Genomic DNA, 19,361 nt, shown 5'->3' with positions numbered 1-19,361 from the left:
TCCAGCCATGTGGCGGGTGATGGAGATCCATAAGATCATCCGGGCAGGGCGTTTTCCGAACTGCTCAACCATGGCGGAGGAGATCGAGGTGACACCAAAGACGATCCAGCGTGACATCAGCTTCATGCGCGACCAGCTTGGGCTGCCGCTAGAGTATCACCCCATCAAGCACGGCTACTTTTACACACAGGAGGTGCATGAGTTTCCCATGCTCCAGCTTTCCCGTAATGACCTGGCGGCGCAGTTCCCGGCGCGGCATGCGCTGGAGCCGCTGCGCGGCACCCGACTTGAGCGGATGCCCTCCGAGAGCTTCAGCAAGATCGCCGAGACATGCCCAGGGGAGGTGTCTATCGCCAGGCATGAGCTGGACGAGGACTTCAGCGTGAAAGCGGCCGGCGTGCTGGCGGCTGATGTGACGCTGTTTGGTGATTTGCTGGATGCTATTCGTGCCAACCGGGAGGTGAGTTTTGACTACCCCAAACTCACAGGCTGCAAGCCCGAGACACGCACGGTGCGGCCGCATCATGTGGACCAGATCGAACATGGCTGGTATTTGCTGGCGTTTGATCTCGAGCGAGGGGCGATGCGCACCTTTGCCCTGCAACGCATCACCCACCTGACGATGCTGAAATCCAAATTTACACGCGAGGTAGGATTCAATGCCCGCGACCATCTCGGCGGCGGCTTTGGTGTGTGGAGCTACACCGGCGACCAACGCCGCAAACACGAAGTCCTCATTCGCTTTGAAGGCTACGCCGCCCGCGTGGTGGCAGAGCGGCAGTTGCATCCGACCCAGGCGATCCGCAAGCTGAAACCCGACGGCAGCGTGATCGAGTTTCAGGCAGACCTGTCCGGCCTGGAAGAAATCACCCGGTGGATCTTGAGCTGGGGCAGCAAAGCGAAGGTGCTGGGACCGGCGGAGCTCAAGACACGGGTGCAGGAGGAGCTGAGGGCGATGCTGAGAACCGCCGAGTGACAGCTAAAAAAGAGAGGTGGAAATAGCCACCCCTCTTTCCGTTCTGAATCACGCAGCCAACCCGGCATCGGGCTCTTTCCGTGAGCAATTACGTGTATTTTAGTTGCCGCTGTATTGCCGTTTGACGAGTGGGGTTTTCGGCTAGGGTGCGGGCATGTCTGATGAGACAATATCAATCCGTCGTGTTACTCCGGGTGAGCCACCTTCAAGAATCGGAACGGCATTCGATCCATTCGCAGAGAGGAAAAAACATATGGCGGCATCAAAGGAAAATCAGGTTAAGCCTGATAAGCCTGATGAGCCGATGGTTCTCTCCCCAAATCCAGACCTGAGCTTGGCGAGGAAAAAAATCATCGGTTCGGGAGTTTTGGTTATTTGCATCGCCTCCATGGTCCACGCTTCGAATGAACGTGAATCTCCATCTCTCGGTTGGATGCTGGCATTGTCTTCGACCTGGGCGCTAAGCGCGTGGCTATGGCCGACTCATTGGAATTTTTCTTTTCTCAGGTCAAAAATACCAATGATAAAAAAGGTCATGGCCCATCTTTTGGCATGGTCGTTTATATCCATTGGACCGCTTCTGATAATTTCGGCGTTCTTGGGGTTGGGTCCATTTTCAGCGGATGAAATGAAAAAAAGAGAGGATGAGAAAAAGGCCAAACTTCAATCTTTGTTGCCATACGAATATCGGTCACTCATCAAATAATAGGGCGATTATCGGTCATAGCATCCGACACTCCACCATGGAGGCATTCTCCGGGATCTGGATCCCCTGCCCCAGATACTTTGGCCTAAGCTTCCGAGTAAAGATGGCCACCGCAGAGCACACGGCGGAGTTGATGGGATGGCCTGCTTTTCTACAGCAGCAGCTGACATGCCTCTAAATTCCCAGTCGATTTCATCGCCCTGCGCGCGGCTCCTCGGGCGAAAACCATCTCGATGAGGCGTCAGGCCATACCTTCTCCCCTTCCAAACCACATGGGACTTTTCCGTTGTGGTCAATTTGATGGCAATCTGTGGTCAATTTTGGCCTTTTTGTAGCCTCCTCGATTGCCGATTTTTTGAGTCAATCTCCCCTCAATTTTGCTACTGAATTGTTTATTCCCCAAGGGGGAACCCCTCGTGAGAGGGGTGGTGCTCGGGAAGGGACTCGAACCCTTAAGCCTTTCGGCACAAGATCCTTAGTCTTGCGCGTATACCAATTCCGCCACCCGAGCAAGGGGGTGAAAAACAGGGGCCGCGAATATAGACGCTTCGGTTTTTATGCAACCACTGTTTTACGTTTTTCTGCATCCCGCCCCGTTTCCGCGCGAAAGACGGATCAGTCTTGCCTTTGCGGTGCGTTTTGGCTGTCATCATTCCTCATGCGCTCTCCCCTGCTCCTCTGCCTGCTGCCCTCCCTGCTCTTCGCAGCCTCCCCCTACCCGGAAAAGACGCCCGACACCCCGGGAAACAAGCTCATCGACCGTTACATGGCCGAGCAGACGCGCGAGATCACCGCGGAAAACGGCCTCGCCCACATCACCACGGCGGAGGACTGGAAGGCCCAGGCGCCCGAGTACCGCCGCCAGATGTTTGAGATGCTGGGGCTCGATCCCCTCCCCGAAAAAACACCCCTCAACGCGACCAAGACCGGCGAGCTCAAAGGCGAGGGCTACGTGGTGGAAAAAATGCACTTCCAGTCCATGCCCGGCCTGTATGTGACGGCCGATCTCTATCTTCCCGAGAAGGTGGAAAAACCGCTGCCCACCATCCTCTACGTCTGCGGCCATTCAAACATGATGAAGGACGGCGTCAGCCTCGGCAACAAGACGGGCTACGAGCACCACGGCGTCTGGTTTGCCCGCCACGGCTACGCCTGCCTGATCATCGACACCGTGCAGCTCGGCGAGATCCGTGGCGAGCACCACGGCACCTACAGCAAAGGCCGCTGGTGGTGGTTCTCCCGCGGCTACACGCCCGCCGGGCTGGAGGCCTGGAGCTGCATCCGCGCCCTCGACTACCTGGAGACGCGCAAGGAGGTGGACGCCACCCGCTTCGGTGTCACGGGCCGCAGCGGCGGCGGCGCCTACTCCTGGTGGATCACCGCGCTGGATGAGCGCATCAAGGCCAGCGCTCCCACCGCCGGCGTGACGGACATGCAGAACCAGGTCATCGACGGCTGCGTGGAGGGCCACTGCGACTGCATGTTCTTCGTGAACACCTACCGCTGGAATTTCGAACGCATGGTCGCCCTCGCCGCACCGCGCCCGCTGCTCATCTGCAACACCGACAAAGACGCCATCTTCCCCATCGACGGCGTCTTCCGCATTTATCAAAACGTGCGCAAAGTGTACTCGCTGCTCGGCAAGGAGGGAAACATCGGCCTCCAGGTGGCCGAGGGTCCGCACAAAGATTTGCAGCCTCTCAACATGGGCGCCTTCCACTGGTTCGAGCGCCACCTCAAAGGCGCCGACTCCATGGCCGTCATCGATGGTGCCAAGAAAACCATCGAGCCCGCCTCGCTGCGCGTCTTCTCCGAAATCCCGAAGGACGAGATCAATACCAAGGCCGATGAAACCTTCGTCCCCATGGCCAAGGCCCCCGCGCCCGCCACGAATGAAGCCGAGTGGAGCAAGCAAAGCGAAAGCTGGATGCAGTCCCTCAAGGACAAAGTCTTCAATGGCTGGCCGAAGGACATCGCCTCCGTCAATCCGCAGAAGGAAAACAGCGCCGAGGTGGATGGCATCCGCATGACCGCCTATGATTTCGAGAGCCAGTCCCCCTTCCGCCTGCGCCTCTACATCGTGCACCGCGACGGCCTCCGCGCCGAAGACCTCGACCTCGTCGCGCTCAATGTGCTGGATGAACCCGGCTGGGATGAATTCTGCGCCGCCTACCACTCCCGCTTTGGCAAGCTCATCGAAGTCTTCCCCGGCGCGCCGAAGGACGACGCCGCCTTTGAGCAGGAAAAGAAAATGTTCACGAACTTCAAATGGGGCATGGCCTACATCTGCCCGCGCGGCATCGGCCCCACCGCCTGGACCGGCAGCCCGAAGGCGCAGACGCAGCGCCTGCGCCGCTTCTACCTGCTGGGCCAGACGCTCGATGGCATGCGCGTGTGGGACATCCGCCGCACCATCCAGACCTTCCGCGCCATCCCCGGCTTCGGCGAGACCCCGCTCTGGATCCAGGCCCACCGCGACATGGCCGTCGATTCCCTCTACGCCTCGCTGTTTGAAGACAGCATCAAGCGCCTCGACCTCCACGACATGCCACTCACCCACAATGGCACCGTCTCCGGCGATCCCAAAAACCCGCCCGGCCCCGCGCTGCTAAACGTCCTCAAATACCTCGACATCCCCCAGGCCGCCGCCATGGCCGCCATGCGCACCCGCCTCATCCTCTACGCCCCCGACAAAGCCGCCTGGGACTACCCCGTCACCGTCACCAAGAACCTCGGCAAAGAAACCCAGCTCCAAATCCGCACCCCCGTGGAGCCCGAGGAAGCACCGAAGGAACAGCCAAAGGAAGCGCCTCAGAAAAAAGAAGCCCCCAAAAAGTCCGCCTCCGTCATCCCCGCAGCCACTCCCGAAGTCACTGCCACCCTTCCCAATCTCCCCCTCGCCAGCGCGCCGCGCAAAGACACCTACAAAAAGGACACCTTCAAAAAAGACCGCGTTCCCAAACCTCCGCGGCCAAAGAAGGACACCCCCAGGAGACCCTGAGGGACGCTGGTCACTCCTGACCGTCGCTCAGCGCTCTCCCATTCTCCCTCGCACCCGCGTCCCCTCATGATCGCCCCAAAAATCATCACCTTTTTCGTGGGCATGCTTCTCCTCCTGCCCTTCGCCATCACGTTTTGGCTCATGGCCTTCGGCAATCAGAACGCCGAGGCAAAACTCAAAAAGCACCATGATGAGGCGGTCGCCGCAATCGAAGCTGAAGACCGTGCCGCCGGCCTTTCCGAATCAGACGCTCAAAACGCCTCCGCAGGAGAATCTGATGCCGTATGTTTTTCCGCGATCCGTGTCTATGACACCATGAACCTGCCCAAAGTTCCGTATCAGATCTGGACCTTCTTCCCGCGCCGCTGGGCAGGCATCATCGGGCTCGCCTGCATCAGTCTTCTTTCCATCCTCTGGTTCGCGAGTTCCTTCATTCCCGCCCTCACTTACAGCGGCCCTCCCTCGACTGCGCCAGCCAGCTCCGCTCCGTAATAGCGTGTTCTCGTCCCTCGTCGCTCGAAGAGGGAGAAGAAGGGAAGCCCCTCCCTCTTCTCCGTTCGCAATTCGTAGTTCGCTTCGCGGCCCACCGCTCCCTGACCTCACCCCAATTTTCAGTTTTCACTTTTCAGTTCTCAGTTTGCAGTCTTTCCCTCGCCCCGCATGAACCCCGCCATCGACGCTTTCATCTCCGAGGCCCCCCAATGGCAGCCCGAGCTCAAAGCCCTGCGCCGCATCGTCCTCGACTGCGGCCTCACCGAAGAGCTGAAGTGGGGCCAGCCCTGCTACACGCATAAAGGGCACAACATCATCATCCTCGGCGGCTTCAAGGCCCACTGCCGCCTCATGTTCGTCAACGGCTCCCTGCTCAAAGATCCGCAAAACCTCCTGCAAAAGCCCGGCGAGCACACCCAGGCCGGGCGCTACATCCCCTTCACCAGCGTGAAGGAAATCAAAGCCCTGCAGCCCGAGCTCACGCGCCTCATCCACGACGCCATCGCCAACGAAAAGGCCGGCGTGAAGCCCGAATATAAAACCACCTCCGAGCCCTTCCCCGAGGAGCTGGAGACAAAGCTCAGCAAGGACCCCGCGCTTGAGGAGGCCTTCACCGCGCTCACTCCCGGCCGCCGGCGCGCCTATCTCCTCCACTTCAACGCCGCCAAGCAGTCCGCCACCCGCGCCTCCCGCATCGAAGCCTGCAGGCCCCGCATCCTCGCCGGCAAAGGCATCCACGACTGCATCTGCGGCCACTCCAAAAAATTCCCCGCCTGCGACGGCTCGCATAAGTCCTTCCCCGGCGACTTCAAGTGCCCCTGACAGGCGAAGCCTGGCCAAAGTAGTCATCTCGCTCCGCGAGATGACCCAGCGCCCCGCCGCACCCCAGGGCCCCCGCAGTCCAAAAACCCTCCGCCGCTGCGAAGCCCTCCCCCTCTCTCGCGGAGCGAGAGGAAGCCCCCTGCCTTGCTCTCCATCAGGCCGTCCCTCTAAGAATACACTTATTCAACACCAGTTTATTTTCATAAATACCATAAGAGCGTACCTGGCACCACATGCCGGGAGGAGCAGTTTCGGGCCTGGCGTGGGGGGTAGCATCATCCACCAGCCTATACCACCACCTGCTCTCCGCTTATGCACCACGCACGCCGCCTCCGCACCCAGGGTCCTGATGTCGTCACGAAAATCCGCGTCTGCCTGGCTCTGGCGGTGGCCGCGCTGCTGCTGGCCCATGCGCGCCCGGCGGCCGCGGGCGGTGGCGGCACCATTTTGCAGTTTTTTGACAAGGAGATCAACAACACCCCCTACGACACCTCCGACGACAACGACCCCACCACGCTCACCATCCTTTCCGGCACGGCCACGCAGAGCGGCGCCATCACGGGCAGCGGCCTGCTCATCAAGACAGGGGACGGCACCATCATCCTCTCCGGCATCAGCACCTACAGCGGAGACACCGTCGTGGATGCCGGCACGCTGCAGTTCACCCACGGCGGCGTGCTCACCGCCACAAACCGCGTGGTGGTGGGAGACGCCGGCGGCAGCACCGGCACCGTGCTGCTCAGCGGCGGAAATGTGAACGCCGTCAGCGCCACCCTGGGCGCCGCCCCCGGGGCCACCGGCACGGTGACGGTGCTCAGCGGAAACTGGTACACCAGCAACGACACCACCCTGGGCGATGGCGGCACGGGCGTGCTGAACCTGGGCCACGCCGCGGCCTCCATGGGCTCTCTCTACCTGGGGGTGGCCGGCGGCACCGGAACGGTGAATGTCAGCGGAGACGGCAGCCTCACCTCCACAGACGGCACCTACGTGGGCTACGACGGCACCGGCGTGCTGAAGCTCACCGACCACGGCGTGATGACAGTGGGCCTCGGCGGCGGCCAGGGCATTCTGCAACTGGGGTACAATCCCGGCAGCACAGGCACCTTGTACATCGGCACCGGCGGCATGGCCGGCACGCTGCAGGCAGGGCTCGTCTCCGGCGGGGACGGCACTGCCACCGTCATCTTCAACCACACGGGAGATCTGAATTTCACCCCGTCGATGGGCGGCAGCCTCTCCGTGGTGCTGAGCGGCCCCGGCACCACCACACTGAGCACGCAGAACAGCTACAGCGGCGCCACCCAGCTCCTGGGCGGCACCCTGGAGCTGCGGCTGGACGTGGGCGGCACGGACATCATTTCCAGCGCCTCCGCACTGCAGCTCGGCGGCGGCACCCTGCGCCTCGTCGGCGCTGCCAGCCAGACCTTTGCCGGCTTCAGCACCCTGGGCGGCGCGGGCAGCGTGGTGCTGGGTGCCAGTGAGCAGGTGGTTCTGGGCACGCCGGGCACTTTCACGCCGGGCTCCGCCGTGAACTTCAACACCGCCGCTGGCGGCGCGGACGGCGGCAGCGCGGGCAGCGGCACCCTCGTGCTTACCGGACAGTCGCAGGGGAGCCCCATCAATGCGGACTTCACCGTCACGGACTCCACCGGCTTTGGTCTGGCCACAGTGGATGCGGCGGACCAGATCGTGCGCCTGACCACACAGGCGCTGCTGCCCGCCGTCAGCGCGGGCTCGGGCGACTACCTCATCGACAACAACGCCGGCGGCAGCAGCGCCGCGGGCAGCTCCACGCTCGTGCTCACGGCCTCGGAGTCGCTTTCCAGCCTCACCGTGGACACCACGCCGGCCGCTGGCGTGCTCACCCTGGCCCCGGGCGTGCTGCTGGCCAATGACGTGTGGAATTTCGGCAGCAGCGGCAGCGGCGGCCACAGTTATGAGATCGCCAGTGGCGGCGGCGTGGGCGGCATCACCAGCGCCACGGCCGGCGGCACGCTGCGCATCAACAATTACAACTCCGCGCCCGTGACGCTGGACACCCCCATCTGGGCCAATGACGGCACGACGCTCGAGTTTGCCGGCCCGGGCACCACACTGCTCACCACTTACAGCTATTTCACCGGCTCCACATTCATCCTCAGCGGCACCCTGGGCCTGCTGGACACCGCCGATTTCGAAACCAACGGCAATCTCATGATTGGAAACATGCCGGGAAATGCCGCCGGCCTCGTCATCCATGGCGGCACTCTCAGCGATGCCTACGCCTACATTGCCAACGGCCCGGACAGCAGCGCCAGCGCCACCATCACCAGCGGGCAGTGGATGAACTCCGGCGATCTCTACGTCGGCCTCGGCGGCGCCGCCGTGCTGAACATCTCCGGCGGAAACGTCAGCAACCAGGACAGCGTTTTCGGCTACTTCGCCACCAGCAGCGGCGTGGCCAATGTCAGCGGCGGCACCTGGTCCACCGGCGGAAACCTGATGGTGGGCTACTTCGGCGCCGGCGTGCTGAACCTCAGCGGCGGCACGCTGTACAGCACCGCCTCCCAGCTCGGCTACTACGCTGGCAGCACCGGCACGGTGAACATGAGCGGCGGCACCTGGCAGATGATCGGAGATCTCCGGATCGGGCTCGACGGCACCGGCGTGCTGAACCTCAGCGGCGGCAGCGTGAGCAGCACCTTTGGCTACCTCGGCCTCAATGCCGGCGGCAGCGGCACCCTGAATGTGAGCGGCGGCCAGATGACGATGCAGTATGACCTCACGGCCGGCGTGTACGGCGGCAGCGGCGTGGTGAACCTCACCGATGCCGGCGTGCTGAATCTCGGCGCCACCGGAGACCGCACCCTCTACCTGGCCTTTGATGACGGCAGCCACGGCACCCTGAACATCGGCACGGGTGGCACCGCGGGCACGCTGAATGCCGCCGTCATCGCGGGCGGCGGCGGCGAAAGCGTGGTGAATTTCAATCACACGGACGACATCACCTTTGGCGCGGCCATGACCGGCCCGCTGTCGGTGAACTTCTACGGCCCCGGCACCACCACCCTCACCGCCGCCAGCACCTACACCGGCGTCACCGCGCCGCTGGGCGGCACGCTGGTGCTGCAGTTCAGCCCCGCCACCACGGCAGACATCCTCCCCGCCACCACGGACCTCGCGCTGGGCAGCGCCATCCTGCGCCTCAGCGGCGACGGCACGCAGAGCCTGAACAGCCTCGGCGTGCGCAGCTACAGCGCCGCCAGCATCGTGCTCGGGGAAAACGAAACACTCAGCACCAGCGACCTCCGCGGCATGCGCCGTTTCGCCGCGCTGAACATCGACACCTCCGCCGGCGGTGCCAGCGGCGCCACCGTGGGCACCGGCGTGATGACGCTGGCCGGCCAGCCAGTCGGCCAAAGTTTGCAGTTCGCCGTCACCGTCACGGATGCCACGGGCTTTGGTCTCGCCGCGGCGAATGACAGCGGTCAGGTGTACCGCCTCACCGCCATGAACATGGATCTCCTCCCCGCCGAGGGTGCCTCCACAAACGGCGACTACTTCATCGACACCACCGCGGCACAGGTCACGCAGGTCACCGCCTCCGAGTCCATGCGCAGCCTCACCGTGGACACCACCGGCGGCGAGAGCATGCTGCTGCTGGGAGCAGATGTGACGCTGGGCGCCGATGTGTGGAACTTCGGCGGCGCGGGCATCGGAGACGCACACTCCTTCTCCATCGCCGGCGGCGCGCTCACCTCCCTCTCGCCAGGCGGCGTCCTGCAGATCAACAATTACAACCGCCAGTTCCTCGTCATCGAGTCCCCCTTTCTGGACAATGACGGCATGACGCTGCTCTTCCAGGGCCCCGGCATCACCTTGCTGGAGGGCGCCAGCACCGGGCTGAAGGATGTCATGGTCACCAGCGGCGTGCTGGCCGTGGCCTACGGCGGCAGCTACTCCTACACGGGCACCACCACCGTCGGCAGCCAGATTGGGGACAATGCCATCTTCTTCATCCTTCAGGGCACCGTCACCGGCGCCGACGGCGTCATTGGCGATGCCGCCGGCGCGCTGGGCACCGTGGCCCTGGCCGCCGGCGGCACCTGGACCCAGCCCAATGGCGACCTCTTCGTGGGCAGATCCGGCAGCGGCCTGGTGGACATCATGGACGGCGGCACCGTGCAGACGCAAAACAGCTTCCTGGGCCAGTACGCGGGCTCCAGCGGCACGGTAAATCTGGAGTCTGGTGGGACGTGGTATATGAACCGCGGCCTCCACATCGGCGGGGAGGGCGCGGGCGTGGTGAACTTCACCGGCGGCGCCCTCACCGTGGGCGGCGAGCGGGAAAACGGCACCATCACCCTGGGCGCGCAGGGCGTGCTGAACATGGGCAACGGCCTGGGCATTGGCACTCTGCTGGCCGGCAAGGTCACCGGCAGCAACGGCGCGCAGCTCAATTTCAACTTCAGCGCGCGGGACCTGCCGGAGCTGCAGTTCTCCCCGGTGCTCACGGGCGGCCTGGCTCTCAGCAAGACCGGCGGCGGCCAGCTCACCCTCGCCACGCAGGAGAGCTACACCGGCGCCACCACCGTGAATGCCGGCACGTTATACCTCTACTTCTTCTCCGGCAGGATCGCCGAGGATCTGCTCTCCAGCAGCAGCGCGCTGACGCTGGGCGGCGGCACGCTGAGCCTGGTGGCGCAGCGCGGCGGCAGCACGCAGACCCTGAACGGCCTCACCACCACCGCGGGCACCGGCAGCAAGATCTGGCTGGGCTCCAAAATGACGCTGAACCTGGGCGCGCTCACCTCCGCGGGCACAGGCTCCGCGCTGAATTTCGACACCTCCGCGGGCAATGCCGATGGCGCCACCGTGGGCACCAGCATCATCACTCTCACCGGGCAGACGCCGGGCGCGGCCATCAATCCCGGCTTCACCGTCACGGACGCCACCGGCTTTGGCCTGGCCACCGTGAATGCGCAGAACCAGATCGTCCGCATCACGGACACCCCGCTGCTGTCCCCCGCCGGTTCGGATGCAGGCACGGACTACCGCATCGACAACAACGCCGGAAGCTCCCTGGAACCCGGCAGCGCCACGCTGGAAATTCCTTTCTCCCAGACGGCGCGCAGCATCACCGTGGACACCACCAGCAGCTCAGGAGTGCTGACGCTGGACCCGGGCGCGACGGTGAGCACGGACGTGTGGAACTTCGGCGGTGCCTACGGCGGCGGGTATGAAATCACCGGGGATGGGGGCCTGAGCACCGCCACCGCGGGCGGCATGCTGCAGATCAACAATTACAACTTCTCCCAGGTGACTCTCTCCACGCCCATCCTGGACTACGAGGGCAGCGGCCTGCGCGTGGCGGGCACCGGCGCGCTCCTGCTCAACGGCGTCGGCAGCTACACCGGGGAGACGGTGGTCAACAGCGGCATGCTCTTCATCAACGGGGACTTCTCCGCCGCCACGGGCCAGGTCACCGTGCAGTCCGGCGCCACGCTGGGCGGCACCGGCACGCTGGGCGGTGCCATCCATGTGGAAAACGGCGGCATGCTCACCCCGGGAGACACCCAGGGCCTGGGCGCCCTCACAGGCACCACCGCCACCTTTGATGAAAACAGCATCTTTCACGTCCTCGTCGGCGGCTCCGCCATGAACACCCTCCACCTCACCGGCTCCGTCACCATCGACCCGGGCGCCGTCCTCTACATCGACACCTACGACACCCTCACGGCAAGCAGCTACACCCTCATCACCGCCGACGGCGGGTTCGGAGGGATGAGCTCCTTCACCCTGGGCGGCGGCACCACCGTGCCGGACGGCTATCATCTGGTATATACTGGCACCACGTTGGAGCTGGACCTCCTGCCCTCCTCGGCTCCCGCCGCCGCCTGGTGGACGGGCGCCCAGGGCGCAAACTGGTCCACCCTGAACTCCGGCGCCACAAACTGGGCCACCGCCGCGGACGGCCTCACCGACACCGGCGCCCTGCCAGACAGCCCCACGGACGTCACCTTCTCCGCCTCCGGCCTCGGCCTGCAGCAGACCGTGCTGGACGCCTGCTTCACCCTCAACAGCCTCACCATCGACAGCGACACCACCATCTCCGCCACGGACCCTGCAACGCTGAGCGTGAACAACGCCACCACCGTCAACGCCCTCCTCGGCCTGGAAAGCGGCGTGACCCTGAATGGCGGCGGCGCCCTGACCATCAGCAGCACGGGCACGCTGGCAGGATCTGGTAGCGTGCAGATGGCCGCGGATCAGAACATCATCGTCAATGGCGCCGTCAGCGTCGGAGACCCCGGCGCCCTCGTGCCCGCCGCCCAGGTGCTGACCCTCAGCACCAGCGGCACCGGCGCGGTCGTGATGGGCGCGGGCAGCGAGCTCATGGTCAGTCTCTACAGCGGCGCAGGCCTCGGGGACAACACCGCCACCTCCGCCGCGGCAGACCAGCTCAGCCTGCACGGCACGCTGGACGCCACCGCCGGCGGCACCCTCGTCATCAGCAACCCAAACCACATGAGCGCCTACGCCGGCGGCGACCAGTGGAAGCTGGTGGAGCTGAACACCAGCGCCTGCACGCCCGGCAGCATCTCCGGCTCGCTGGCGGTAAATGACACCGCCCTCGGTCTCGCCACCGGTTTTACCGGCAGCTTTGATGCGGCCACCGGCGTGTACTCCATCGCGGACCACCGCCCTGAGATGACCGCGCAGACCAGCGGCCTCCCCATGAGCGATGCGCAGCACCAGTCCATCATCTCCGGCGGCCAGACCGCAACGAACGACGTGAACAACCACCTCTTCAATCTCCGCAGCGGCGGCGGCGAGGAGGGCGGCGGCGACGGCAGCATCGCCTCCTCGCTCGATGAAGGCGTCGTCATGGGCCAGGGAGACGGCCCCGAAGACCCCATCGCCCGCCGCGTCAAACGCACCCGCCAGTGGGAGGTCTTCACCACGGTGAACTACGGCAATGTGCGCCTCAATCCCATCAGCAATCAGTCCGGCGTGCAGATCGACTCCTGGGCCTCCAGCATCGGCATCGAGCGCCACCTCTCCCGCGGCGTCACGCTCGGCTTTGCCGCCACCTTCCTCCAGAGCCACCAGGCCTACACCGGCGGCGCCGGCCATCTCAATCTCGAAGGCCCCAGCCTCTCCGCCTATCTCGCCTACGTGAAGAAAAGCTTCTGGGCCAGCCTCCTCTACTCCTTTGGCGACTACGATCTCTCCTCCTCGCGCAATCCCGGCCTCGGCCTCCCCGTTGCCTCCGGCGACACCACCTCCTACGTGAACTCCGTGCAGTTCAACACCGGCTGGAACTTCCGCTTTCAAAATCGCACCCTCGTCACCGGCCCCTTTGTCGGCATCGACTACCTCCACGGCAGCGTGGACGCCTACAATGAGACCGGCGGCGGCGCCGGCGCGCTGCATTACGACCGCCAGAGCTTCGAGTCCCTCGTCACCCGCGTCGGCTGGTCCCTCTCCAAAAAATTTGAAACCGAGTGGGCCGACATCACGCCTCAGATCCGCGTCAGCTACGAACGCCAGAACCTCAAAAACAACGGCACCAGCGTCAGCCTCATCAATGCTCCCTTCAGCGCCTCCGGCGGCAATCAAAGCCCCGGCCAGGACTACATGGTGCTCGGCGGCGGCGTGAACTTCCAGTTCTCCCCCGCCTTCAATCTCATGCTCGGCTACCAGCTCCAGCTCTTCCGCAACAACATGACCGCCCAGTTCGGCAGCATCCGCTTCGGCTACCGCTTCTGAAGACTACCGCGGCACCCCCCACATCACACGTCCCCGCATGGCGGTGCCTCCACCGCCATCCTTATCCAAGCCAGTGGTAGAAATTAAATTCTCAAAACACACATGAAACGCCACCATCCCCTCCTCCCCTCCGCCGCCGCCCTGTCCCGGCCCGGCAGCCCCTTCCTCCACCGCCTGCGCACCCGTGCCCTGCGTCTGCAGGCAGGACTTCTCGGCGTGTGCGCTCTTCTGGCAGGCACCGCCATGGCGGACCATCCGGTCCTTCCCACGGTTTACTGGCTCGGGCAGGCCAATAACCTTTGGAGCAACAAGAACTGGGCCACCGACAGCGCCGGCACTCCCACCAATCTGGGACCCGAATCCACCACGGACGTCTTTTTCTCCGCCGCCGGCGCCGCCAATCTGGCGACCACCCTCGATCAAAACTTCAGCGTCAAAAGCCTGACCGTGAACGGCACCATGAGCATCAGCGGCAGCAGCAAGCTGGCCCTCACGGGAGACACCCGTGTGGACAACGGCTCCATGACGCTCAATGCCGGCGTCATCCTCTCCAGCGTGAACAGCCTCATCGGCACGGACCCCGGCCAGAGCGGCAGCGTCACCGTCACCGGCGCGGACGCCCAGTGGAACAGCTCGGCGGACCTCAACGTCGGCTTTCAGGGCGCAAACACCTCCCTCACCATTTCAGACGGCGGCCTGGTCTCCGCCAATTTCACCAAGATCGGCGGCTACGTCAGCTCCACCGGAAACGTGGTCACCGTCACAGGCTCCGGCTCCCAGCTCCTCAGCACGAATGATCTCCTGGTAGGTTATGGTGGAAATGGCAACACTCTCACCATCTCAGACGGCGCCACCGCCACCAACGTGAACGCCTTCGTCGGCTTCCGTTTTGACGCGGCCTCCTCCTCCAACGACAACTCCGTCTCCGTCACCGGCCCCGGCTCGCTGTGGACGAACACCGGCACCTTTTATCTCGGCGAATACGGCACCGGCAACAGCCTCTCCGTTTCCGACGGCGGCAAAGTCACCGTCACCGGTTCCGGCAAGGACGCCGTGGTCGGAGACCAGGCCGGCTCCACGGGCAACAGCCTCACCGTCACCGGCGCGGGCTCCGAATTCTCCAATGCCGCCACCTTCTACCTCGGCAAGTCCGGCGGTGGCAATACCCTCAGCGTCCTGAACGGCGGCACCATGACCACCAATAACGTACGCCTCGGCGGCAATGCCGGCTCCGACAGCAACAGCGCCACCGTCAGCGGCAGCGGCTCGGTCTGGAATATCTCCGGCACTCAGTTCCGCGTGGGCTCCGGCGGCAGCGGCAACACCGTCACCATCTCCAGCGGCGGCGCTGTCAATGTCACCACCGGCCTCACCCTTCTCGGCCGCGATGTCGGCTCCAACAACAACACTCTGACCATCACCGGTGCCGGTTCCACCCTCACCACCACAGAGCTCACCATCGGCCGCAATGGCACGGGCAACACGCTCACGGTGGCGGACGGCGGCAGCCTCTCCACCACCGGCAGCGGAAACATCCTCATCGCAGAAAACAGCGGCTCCTCCGGCACGCTGCAGATCGGCAATGGCGCTGCGGCAGGCCAGGTCTCCGCGACCACCATCACCGGTGGCGCCGGTACCGCCGTGCTCAAGTTCAACCACACCGACACCGCCTACACCTTCAGCCCCGCCATCACCGGCACGGTCTCCCTGGAGCAGGACGGCACCGGCACCACCATCCTCACCGCAAAGAACGACTACTCAGGCACCACCGATGTCAAAGCCGGCGCGCTCGTCGTGGACAGCTACGTCAAGGGCAGCTCCACCTTCACCGTCGCCTCCGGCGCCATCCTGGCGGGCACAGGCTTCATCTCCATCACGCCGGACCACTCCATGTACCTCAACGGCGTTCTCAGCGTGGGTGATTTCACCGCCACGCCCGGCACCGCCAGCTCCCTCATGATCACCACCTCCGGCACCGGCGGCATCGTCATGGGCGCGGGCAGCGCCATCGTCGTGGACCTCTTCACCGGCGCGGGCAATGGCGACAACACCGGCATCACCGGCGCCTCCGACCAGCTCAGCCTGCGCGGCACGCTGGATGCCACCGCCGGCGGCGTCCTCTACCTGCACAATCCCAATGCCATGACCGCCTTCGCCATCGGCGACCAGTGGAAGGTCGTCAATCTCAACAGCGGCGAAGGCTCCATCACCGGCACCCTCGGCGTCAATGACGGCGCTCTCGGCCTCGCCGCCCTCGGCTACATCGCCGTGTTAGACTCCGCTACCGGCATCGTCACCATTGAGGACCATCGCGCCCAGTTCTCCGCCACCGAAAGCGGCCTGCCCATGGCCAACTCCCAGAACCAGGCCGTCATCGGCAGCATGCAGGCCGCCACGGGCGACGTGAACAACCACCTCTTCAATCTCCGCAACGGCGGCGGCGAAGAATCCTCCGACGGCAGCATCGCCTCCTCGCTCGATGAAGGCGTCGTCATGGGCCAGGGCGACGGTCCTGAGGACCCCATCGCCCGCCGCGTGAAGCGCAGCCGCCAGTGGGAGGTCTTCACCACCGTGAACTATGGCAACGTCCGCCTCAGCCCCATCAGCAGTCAGGCCGGCGTGCAGGTGGACTCCTGGGCCACCAGCCTCGGGCTGGAAAGGCATCTCTCCCGCGGTCTCGCCGTGGGCTTCGCCGTCACCTTCCTGAACAGTCATCAGGTGTACACCGGCGGCCTCGGCAAGCTGGACCTGGAAGGCCCCACCCTCTCCGCCTACGCCTCCTACGTGCGCCACGCCTTCTGGAGCAGCCTGCTCTACAGCTTTGGTGACTACGACCTCAGCTCCCAGCGCAATCCCGGCTTCGGCCTTCCCGTGGCATCCGGTGACACCCGCGCCTACACCCATGCTGTGCAGTTCAACACCGGCTGGAACTTCCGCTTCCAGAACAACACCCTCGTCACTGGTCCCTTTGTCGGCATCGACTACCTCCACGGCTCCGTGAATGCCTACACGGAAACCGGCGGCGGTCTCGGCGCGCTCAGCTACGGCAGGCAGAGCTTCCAGTCCCTCGTCACCCGCGTTGGCTGGTCCGCCTCCAAGAAGTTCCGCACCGACTGGGCCGAGATCACCCCCCAGTTCCGCCTCAGCTATGAGCGTCAGAACCTCAAAAACAACGGCACCAGCGTGCAGTCCATCACCGCCCCCTTCAGCGCCTCCGGCGGCAATCAAATCCCCGGCCAGGACTACATGGTGCTCGGCGCCGGTGTGAACTTCCAGTTCACCCCCGCCTTCAACATGCAGCTCGGCTACCAGACCCAGATCTTCCGCAACAACATGACCTCCACCTTCGGCAGCGTCCGCTTCGGCTACCGCTTCTGAGCCAAGCGCACGAAGTCATTTGACGAATGCGGTCGCGCAGGGAGGCACGACCGCGCCCACCTGCGCCCCCAAACCACGCCCCGGACCCCGGCGCTTCAGCGCCGCTCTCGAGCGTCCCCGCCCCGCCCGCCATCCCTCATTCGAAGCGCTCGGAAAAAATAAATCCCCCCAAGCTCACCTGCCGCTTGCTGCCGCGGCAGGGCTCGCTCCTGTCGCGCCCCCGCTTGTCTTTTCGTCCTCATTTCTTGTCATCTTCCCTCGCCCCGCAATGACGTCCCGCTCTCATGCCCCAGCTTTCCTGCGCTCGTTCACCGCAGCCGCGCTGCTCTCCACCGCCGCGTTTCTGGCCTCGCTTCGGGCCGCACCCGCCCAGAGCGTCAGCGTCGAGCCCTACCCCGCGGGCACCCCCATCGCTTCCTGGCTCACTTCGGACGGACCGGGAACACAGGTCGCCATCTTCACGGTGCCAGATCAGAACTACCTGCTGAACTCGATCACGCTCTCCATGGGAAACGCCAGCAGCACCCTCGGCAGCTTTGAGGTGAGCCTGCGCACGCTCACGACGAACCTGGACGGCTCTCTCTCGCTCAATCTGGTGCAGAATCTCACGGGCTCCGCCAATCCCGCCACAGCGGGCGACTACACCTACACCGGCTCCACGCCCATGGCGGCAAACAGCCAGTTTGTGGTGGTCGCGCAGGTGCAGTCAGGTGGCGGCGCCTACACATGGCTCACCGGCGGCACCGGCTCGCACGTCTATGTCATCGCAAACGGCCTCGCCGGCCCCAATCTTCCCGGCCCGCTCGATCTCAGCAGCGTCGTCTTTTTCAACGCCGGAGGCGCAGGCCCCCTCATCTCCTGGGATGCCACGCCCATCGATGTCAACGGCGGCCTCCAGCTCGCCCTGGGCGAAGGCCAGGCCCTCTTCGGCGGCAGCCAGACCGTGCTCAATGACGTGAACAATCATCTCTTCAGTCTGCGCAGCGGCGATGGCGCGGAGGACGGCGATGGCGATGGCGACGGCAGCCTCGCCTCCTCCATGGATGACGGCGTCGTCATGGGCCAGGGAGACGGCCCCGAAAGCCCCGCCTTCCGGCGCGTGCGGCGCAGCCGCCCGTGGCAGGCCTTCACCACCGTGAACTACGGTAACCTGCGCCTCAGCCCCATCGGCGCGCAGGCAGGTGTGCAGGTGGACTCCTGGGCTCCGGGTGTGGGCCTGCAGCGCCGCCTCTCCCGCGGCCTCACGCTGGGCTTTTCGGTGTCCTTCCTCAGCAGCCGCCAGAACTACACCGGCGGGCTCGGCAGCGTCACGCTGGAAGGTCCCGCTCTCTCCGCCTACGCCGCCTATGCCCGCAAAAACTTCTGGGGCAGCCTCCTCTACAGCTTCGGCGACTACGATCTCGACTCCTCCCGCAATCCCGGCGGCGGCCTGCCCTTTGCCAAAGGCTCCACCACCGCGTACACCAACGCCGTGCAGTTCAACACCGGCTGGAACCTCCGCTTCCTGAACAACACCCTCATCACCGGCCCCTTTGCCGGCATCGACTACCTCCATGGTTCGATCCAGGGCTACTCGGAAAGCGGCGCCGGCCTCGCCGCGCTCAGCTACAGCCGCCAGACCTTTCAATCTCTCGTCACACGCGTGGGTTGGTCCGCCACGAAGAAAATCCACACCGACTGGGCGGACATCACCCCGCAGGTGCGCCTCAGCTACGAGCGCCAGAACCTCACCAACAACGGCACCAGCGTGCAGGCCATCAACGCCCCCTTTGCAGCCACCCGCGGCAGTCAAAGCCCCGGCCAGGACTACATGGTCATCGGCACCGGCGTGAACTTCCAGTTCACCCCCGCCTTCAGCCTCATGCTCGGCTATCAGACCCAGATCTTCCGCAACAATCTCCAGGCCCACTTCGGCAGCGTCCGCCTCGGCTATCGGTTCTAATACCACGATCCGTTAGTTCTAGCGGTTCGCAAAACTCATTTCCGTTGAGCCGGCTGTTTCTTGATCGCGGATCTTGGGCTTCGACGGCGGCTGGCTGAGGACAGCCAGCCCTACCCCTGCCTGCGCCGGGCACTCGCATGCCTGCAGCGAGGATCGGGTGGCCCCGACGGGATTAGACCCGTCGAGGCTCCCACACCACCGGACGTGCGGTTTTCCGCATCCGGCGGTTGGAGACGACGCGGGGCTTGTCCCGCGAGGCCAGGTCGGCTGGCGTGATCAGCCCATACTT

General features: G+C 64.5%; 8 protein-coding genes and 1 tRNA gene. 8 read left to right on the top strand and 1 reads right to left on the bottom strand.

Features of this window, described 5'->3' with window-relative positions; all coding sequences use genetic code 11:
* Positions 1–70 precede the first annotated feature (70 nt).
* Positions 71–976: a helix-turn-helix transcriptional regulator gene (locus ACILSQ_RS23180; protein ID WP_395746051.1), complete on the top strand. Its 906-nt coding sequence runs from the start codon at positions 71–73 to the stop codon at positions 974–976.
* A 154-nt stretch (positions 977–1,130) separates the two neighbouring features.
* Positions 1,131–1,682, top strand: coding sequence for a hypothetical protein (locus ACILSQ_RS23175; protein ID WP_395746050.1), 552 nt, complete (start codon positions 1,131–1,133; stop codon positions 1,680–1,682).
* Positions 1,683–2,108: 426 nt separating this feature from the next.
* Here the strand turns inward: ACILSQ_RS23175 and ACILSQ_RS23170 are convergent.
* Positions 2,109–2,193, bottom strand: a tRNA-Leu gene (locus ACILSQ_RS23170).
* Positions 2,194–2,340: 147 nt separating this feature from the next.
* On the opposite strand from ACILSQ_RS23170, the gene ACILSQ_RS23165 reads away from it, so the two are divergent.
* The 6 genes from ACILSQ_RS23165 (at position 2,341) to ACILSQ_RS23140 (ending at position 19,072) form a co-directional block, all read left to right on the top strand.
* Positions 2,341–4,683, top strand: coding sequence for an acetylxylan esterase (locus ACILSQ_RS23165; RefSeq protein WP_395746049.1), 2,343 nt, complete (start codon positions 2,341–2,343; stop codon positions 4,681–4,683).
* Positions 4,684–4,749: 66 nt separating this feature from the next.
* Entirely contained in the window at positions 4,750–5,175 is a 426-nt protein-coding gene (locus tag ACILSQ_RS23160) for a hypothetical protein (protein WP_395746048.1), read from the top strand.
* A gap of 168 nt (positions 5,176–5,343) precedes the next feature.
* Entirely contained in the window at positions 5,344–5,997 is a 654-nt protein-coding gene (locus tag ACILSQ_RS23155) for a DUF1801 domain-containing protein (protein ID WP_395746047.1), read from the top strand.
* Between the two features lie 312 nt (positions 5,998–6,309).
* Positions 6,310–13,752, top strand: a complete 7,443-nt coding sequence (locus tag ACILSQ_RS23150; RefSeq protein ID WP_395746046.1) for an autotransporter-associated beta strand repeat-containing protein — start codon at positions 6,310–6,312, stop codon at positions 13,750–13,752.
* A 102-nt stretch (positions 13,753–13,854) separates the two neighbouring features.
* Positions 13,855–17,130 carry an autotransporter domain-containing protein gene (locus ACILSQ_RS23145; protein WP_395746045.1) on the top strand — a complete coding sequence of 1,092 codons (3,276 nt, stop codon included), beginning with the start codon at positions 13,855–13,857 and terminating at the stop codon, positions 17,128–17,130.
* Positions 17,131–17,398: 268 nt separating this feature from the next.
* Entirely contained in the window at positions 17,399–19,072 is a 1,674-nt protein-coding gene (locus ACILSQ_RS23140) for an autotransporter domain-containing protein (protein WP_395746044.1), read from the top strand.
* Positions 19,073–19,361 lie beyond the last annotated feature (289 nt).

The organism is Prosthecobacter sp. (assembly GCF_044227185.1).
Taxonomy (GTDB): Bacteria; Verrucomicrobiota; Verrucomicrobiia; order Verrucomicrobiales; family Verrucomicrobiaceae; genus Prosthecobacter.
The sequence above is the reverse complement of the archived record's forward strand: the minus strand, read 5'-3'. Positions and strand labels throughout refer to the sequence as shown.

Bases quoted from the DNA above. Each gene is read 5' to 3' on its own strand.
- ACILSQ_RS23165 (WP_395746049.1), top strand. From the start codon at position 2,341: ATGCGCTCTCCCCTGCTCCTCTGCCTGCTGCCCTCCCTGCTCTTCGCA.
- ACILSQ_RS23145 (WP_395746045.1), top strand. From the start codon at position 13,855: ATGAAACGCCACCATCCCCTCCTCCCCTCCGCCGCCGCCCTGTCCCGG.
- ACILSQ_RS23160 (WP_395746048.1), top strand. From the start codon at position 4,750: ATGATCGCCCCAAAAATCATCACCTTTTTCGTGGGCATGCTTCTCCTC.
- ACILSQ_RS23140 (WP_395746044.1), top strand. From the start codon at position 17,399: ATGACGTCCCGCTCTCATGCCCCAGCTTTCCTGCGCTCGTTCACCGCA.
- ACILSQ_RS23155 (WP_395746047.1), top strand. From the start codon at position 5,344: ATGAACCCCGCCATCGACGCTTTCATCTCCGAGGCCCCCCAATGGCAG.
- ACILSQ_RS23150 (WP_395746046.1), top strand. From the start codon at position 6,310: ATGCACCACGCACGCCGCCTCCGCACCCAGGGTCCTGATGTCGTCACG.
- ACILSQ_RS23180 (WP_395746051.1), top strand. From the start codon at position 71: ATGGCGGAGGAGATCGAGGTGACACCAAAGACGATCCAGCGTGACATC.
- ACILSQ_RS23175 (WP_395746050.1), top strand. From the start codon at position 1,131: ATGTCTGATGAGACAATATCAATCCGTCGTGTTACTCCGGGTGAGCCA.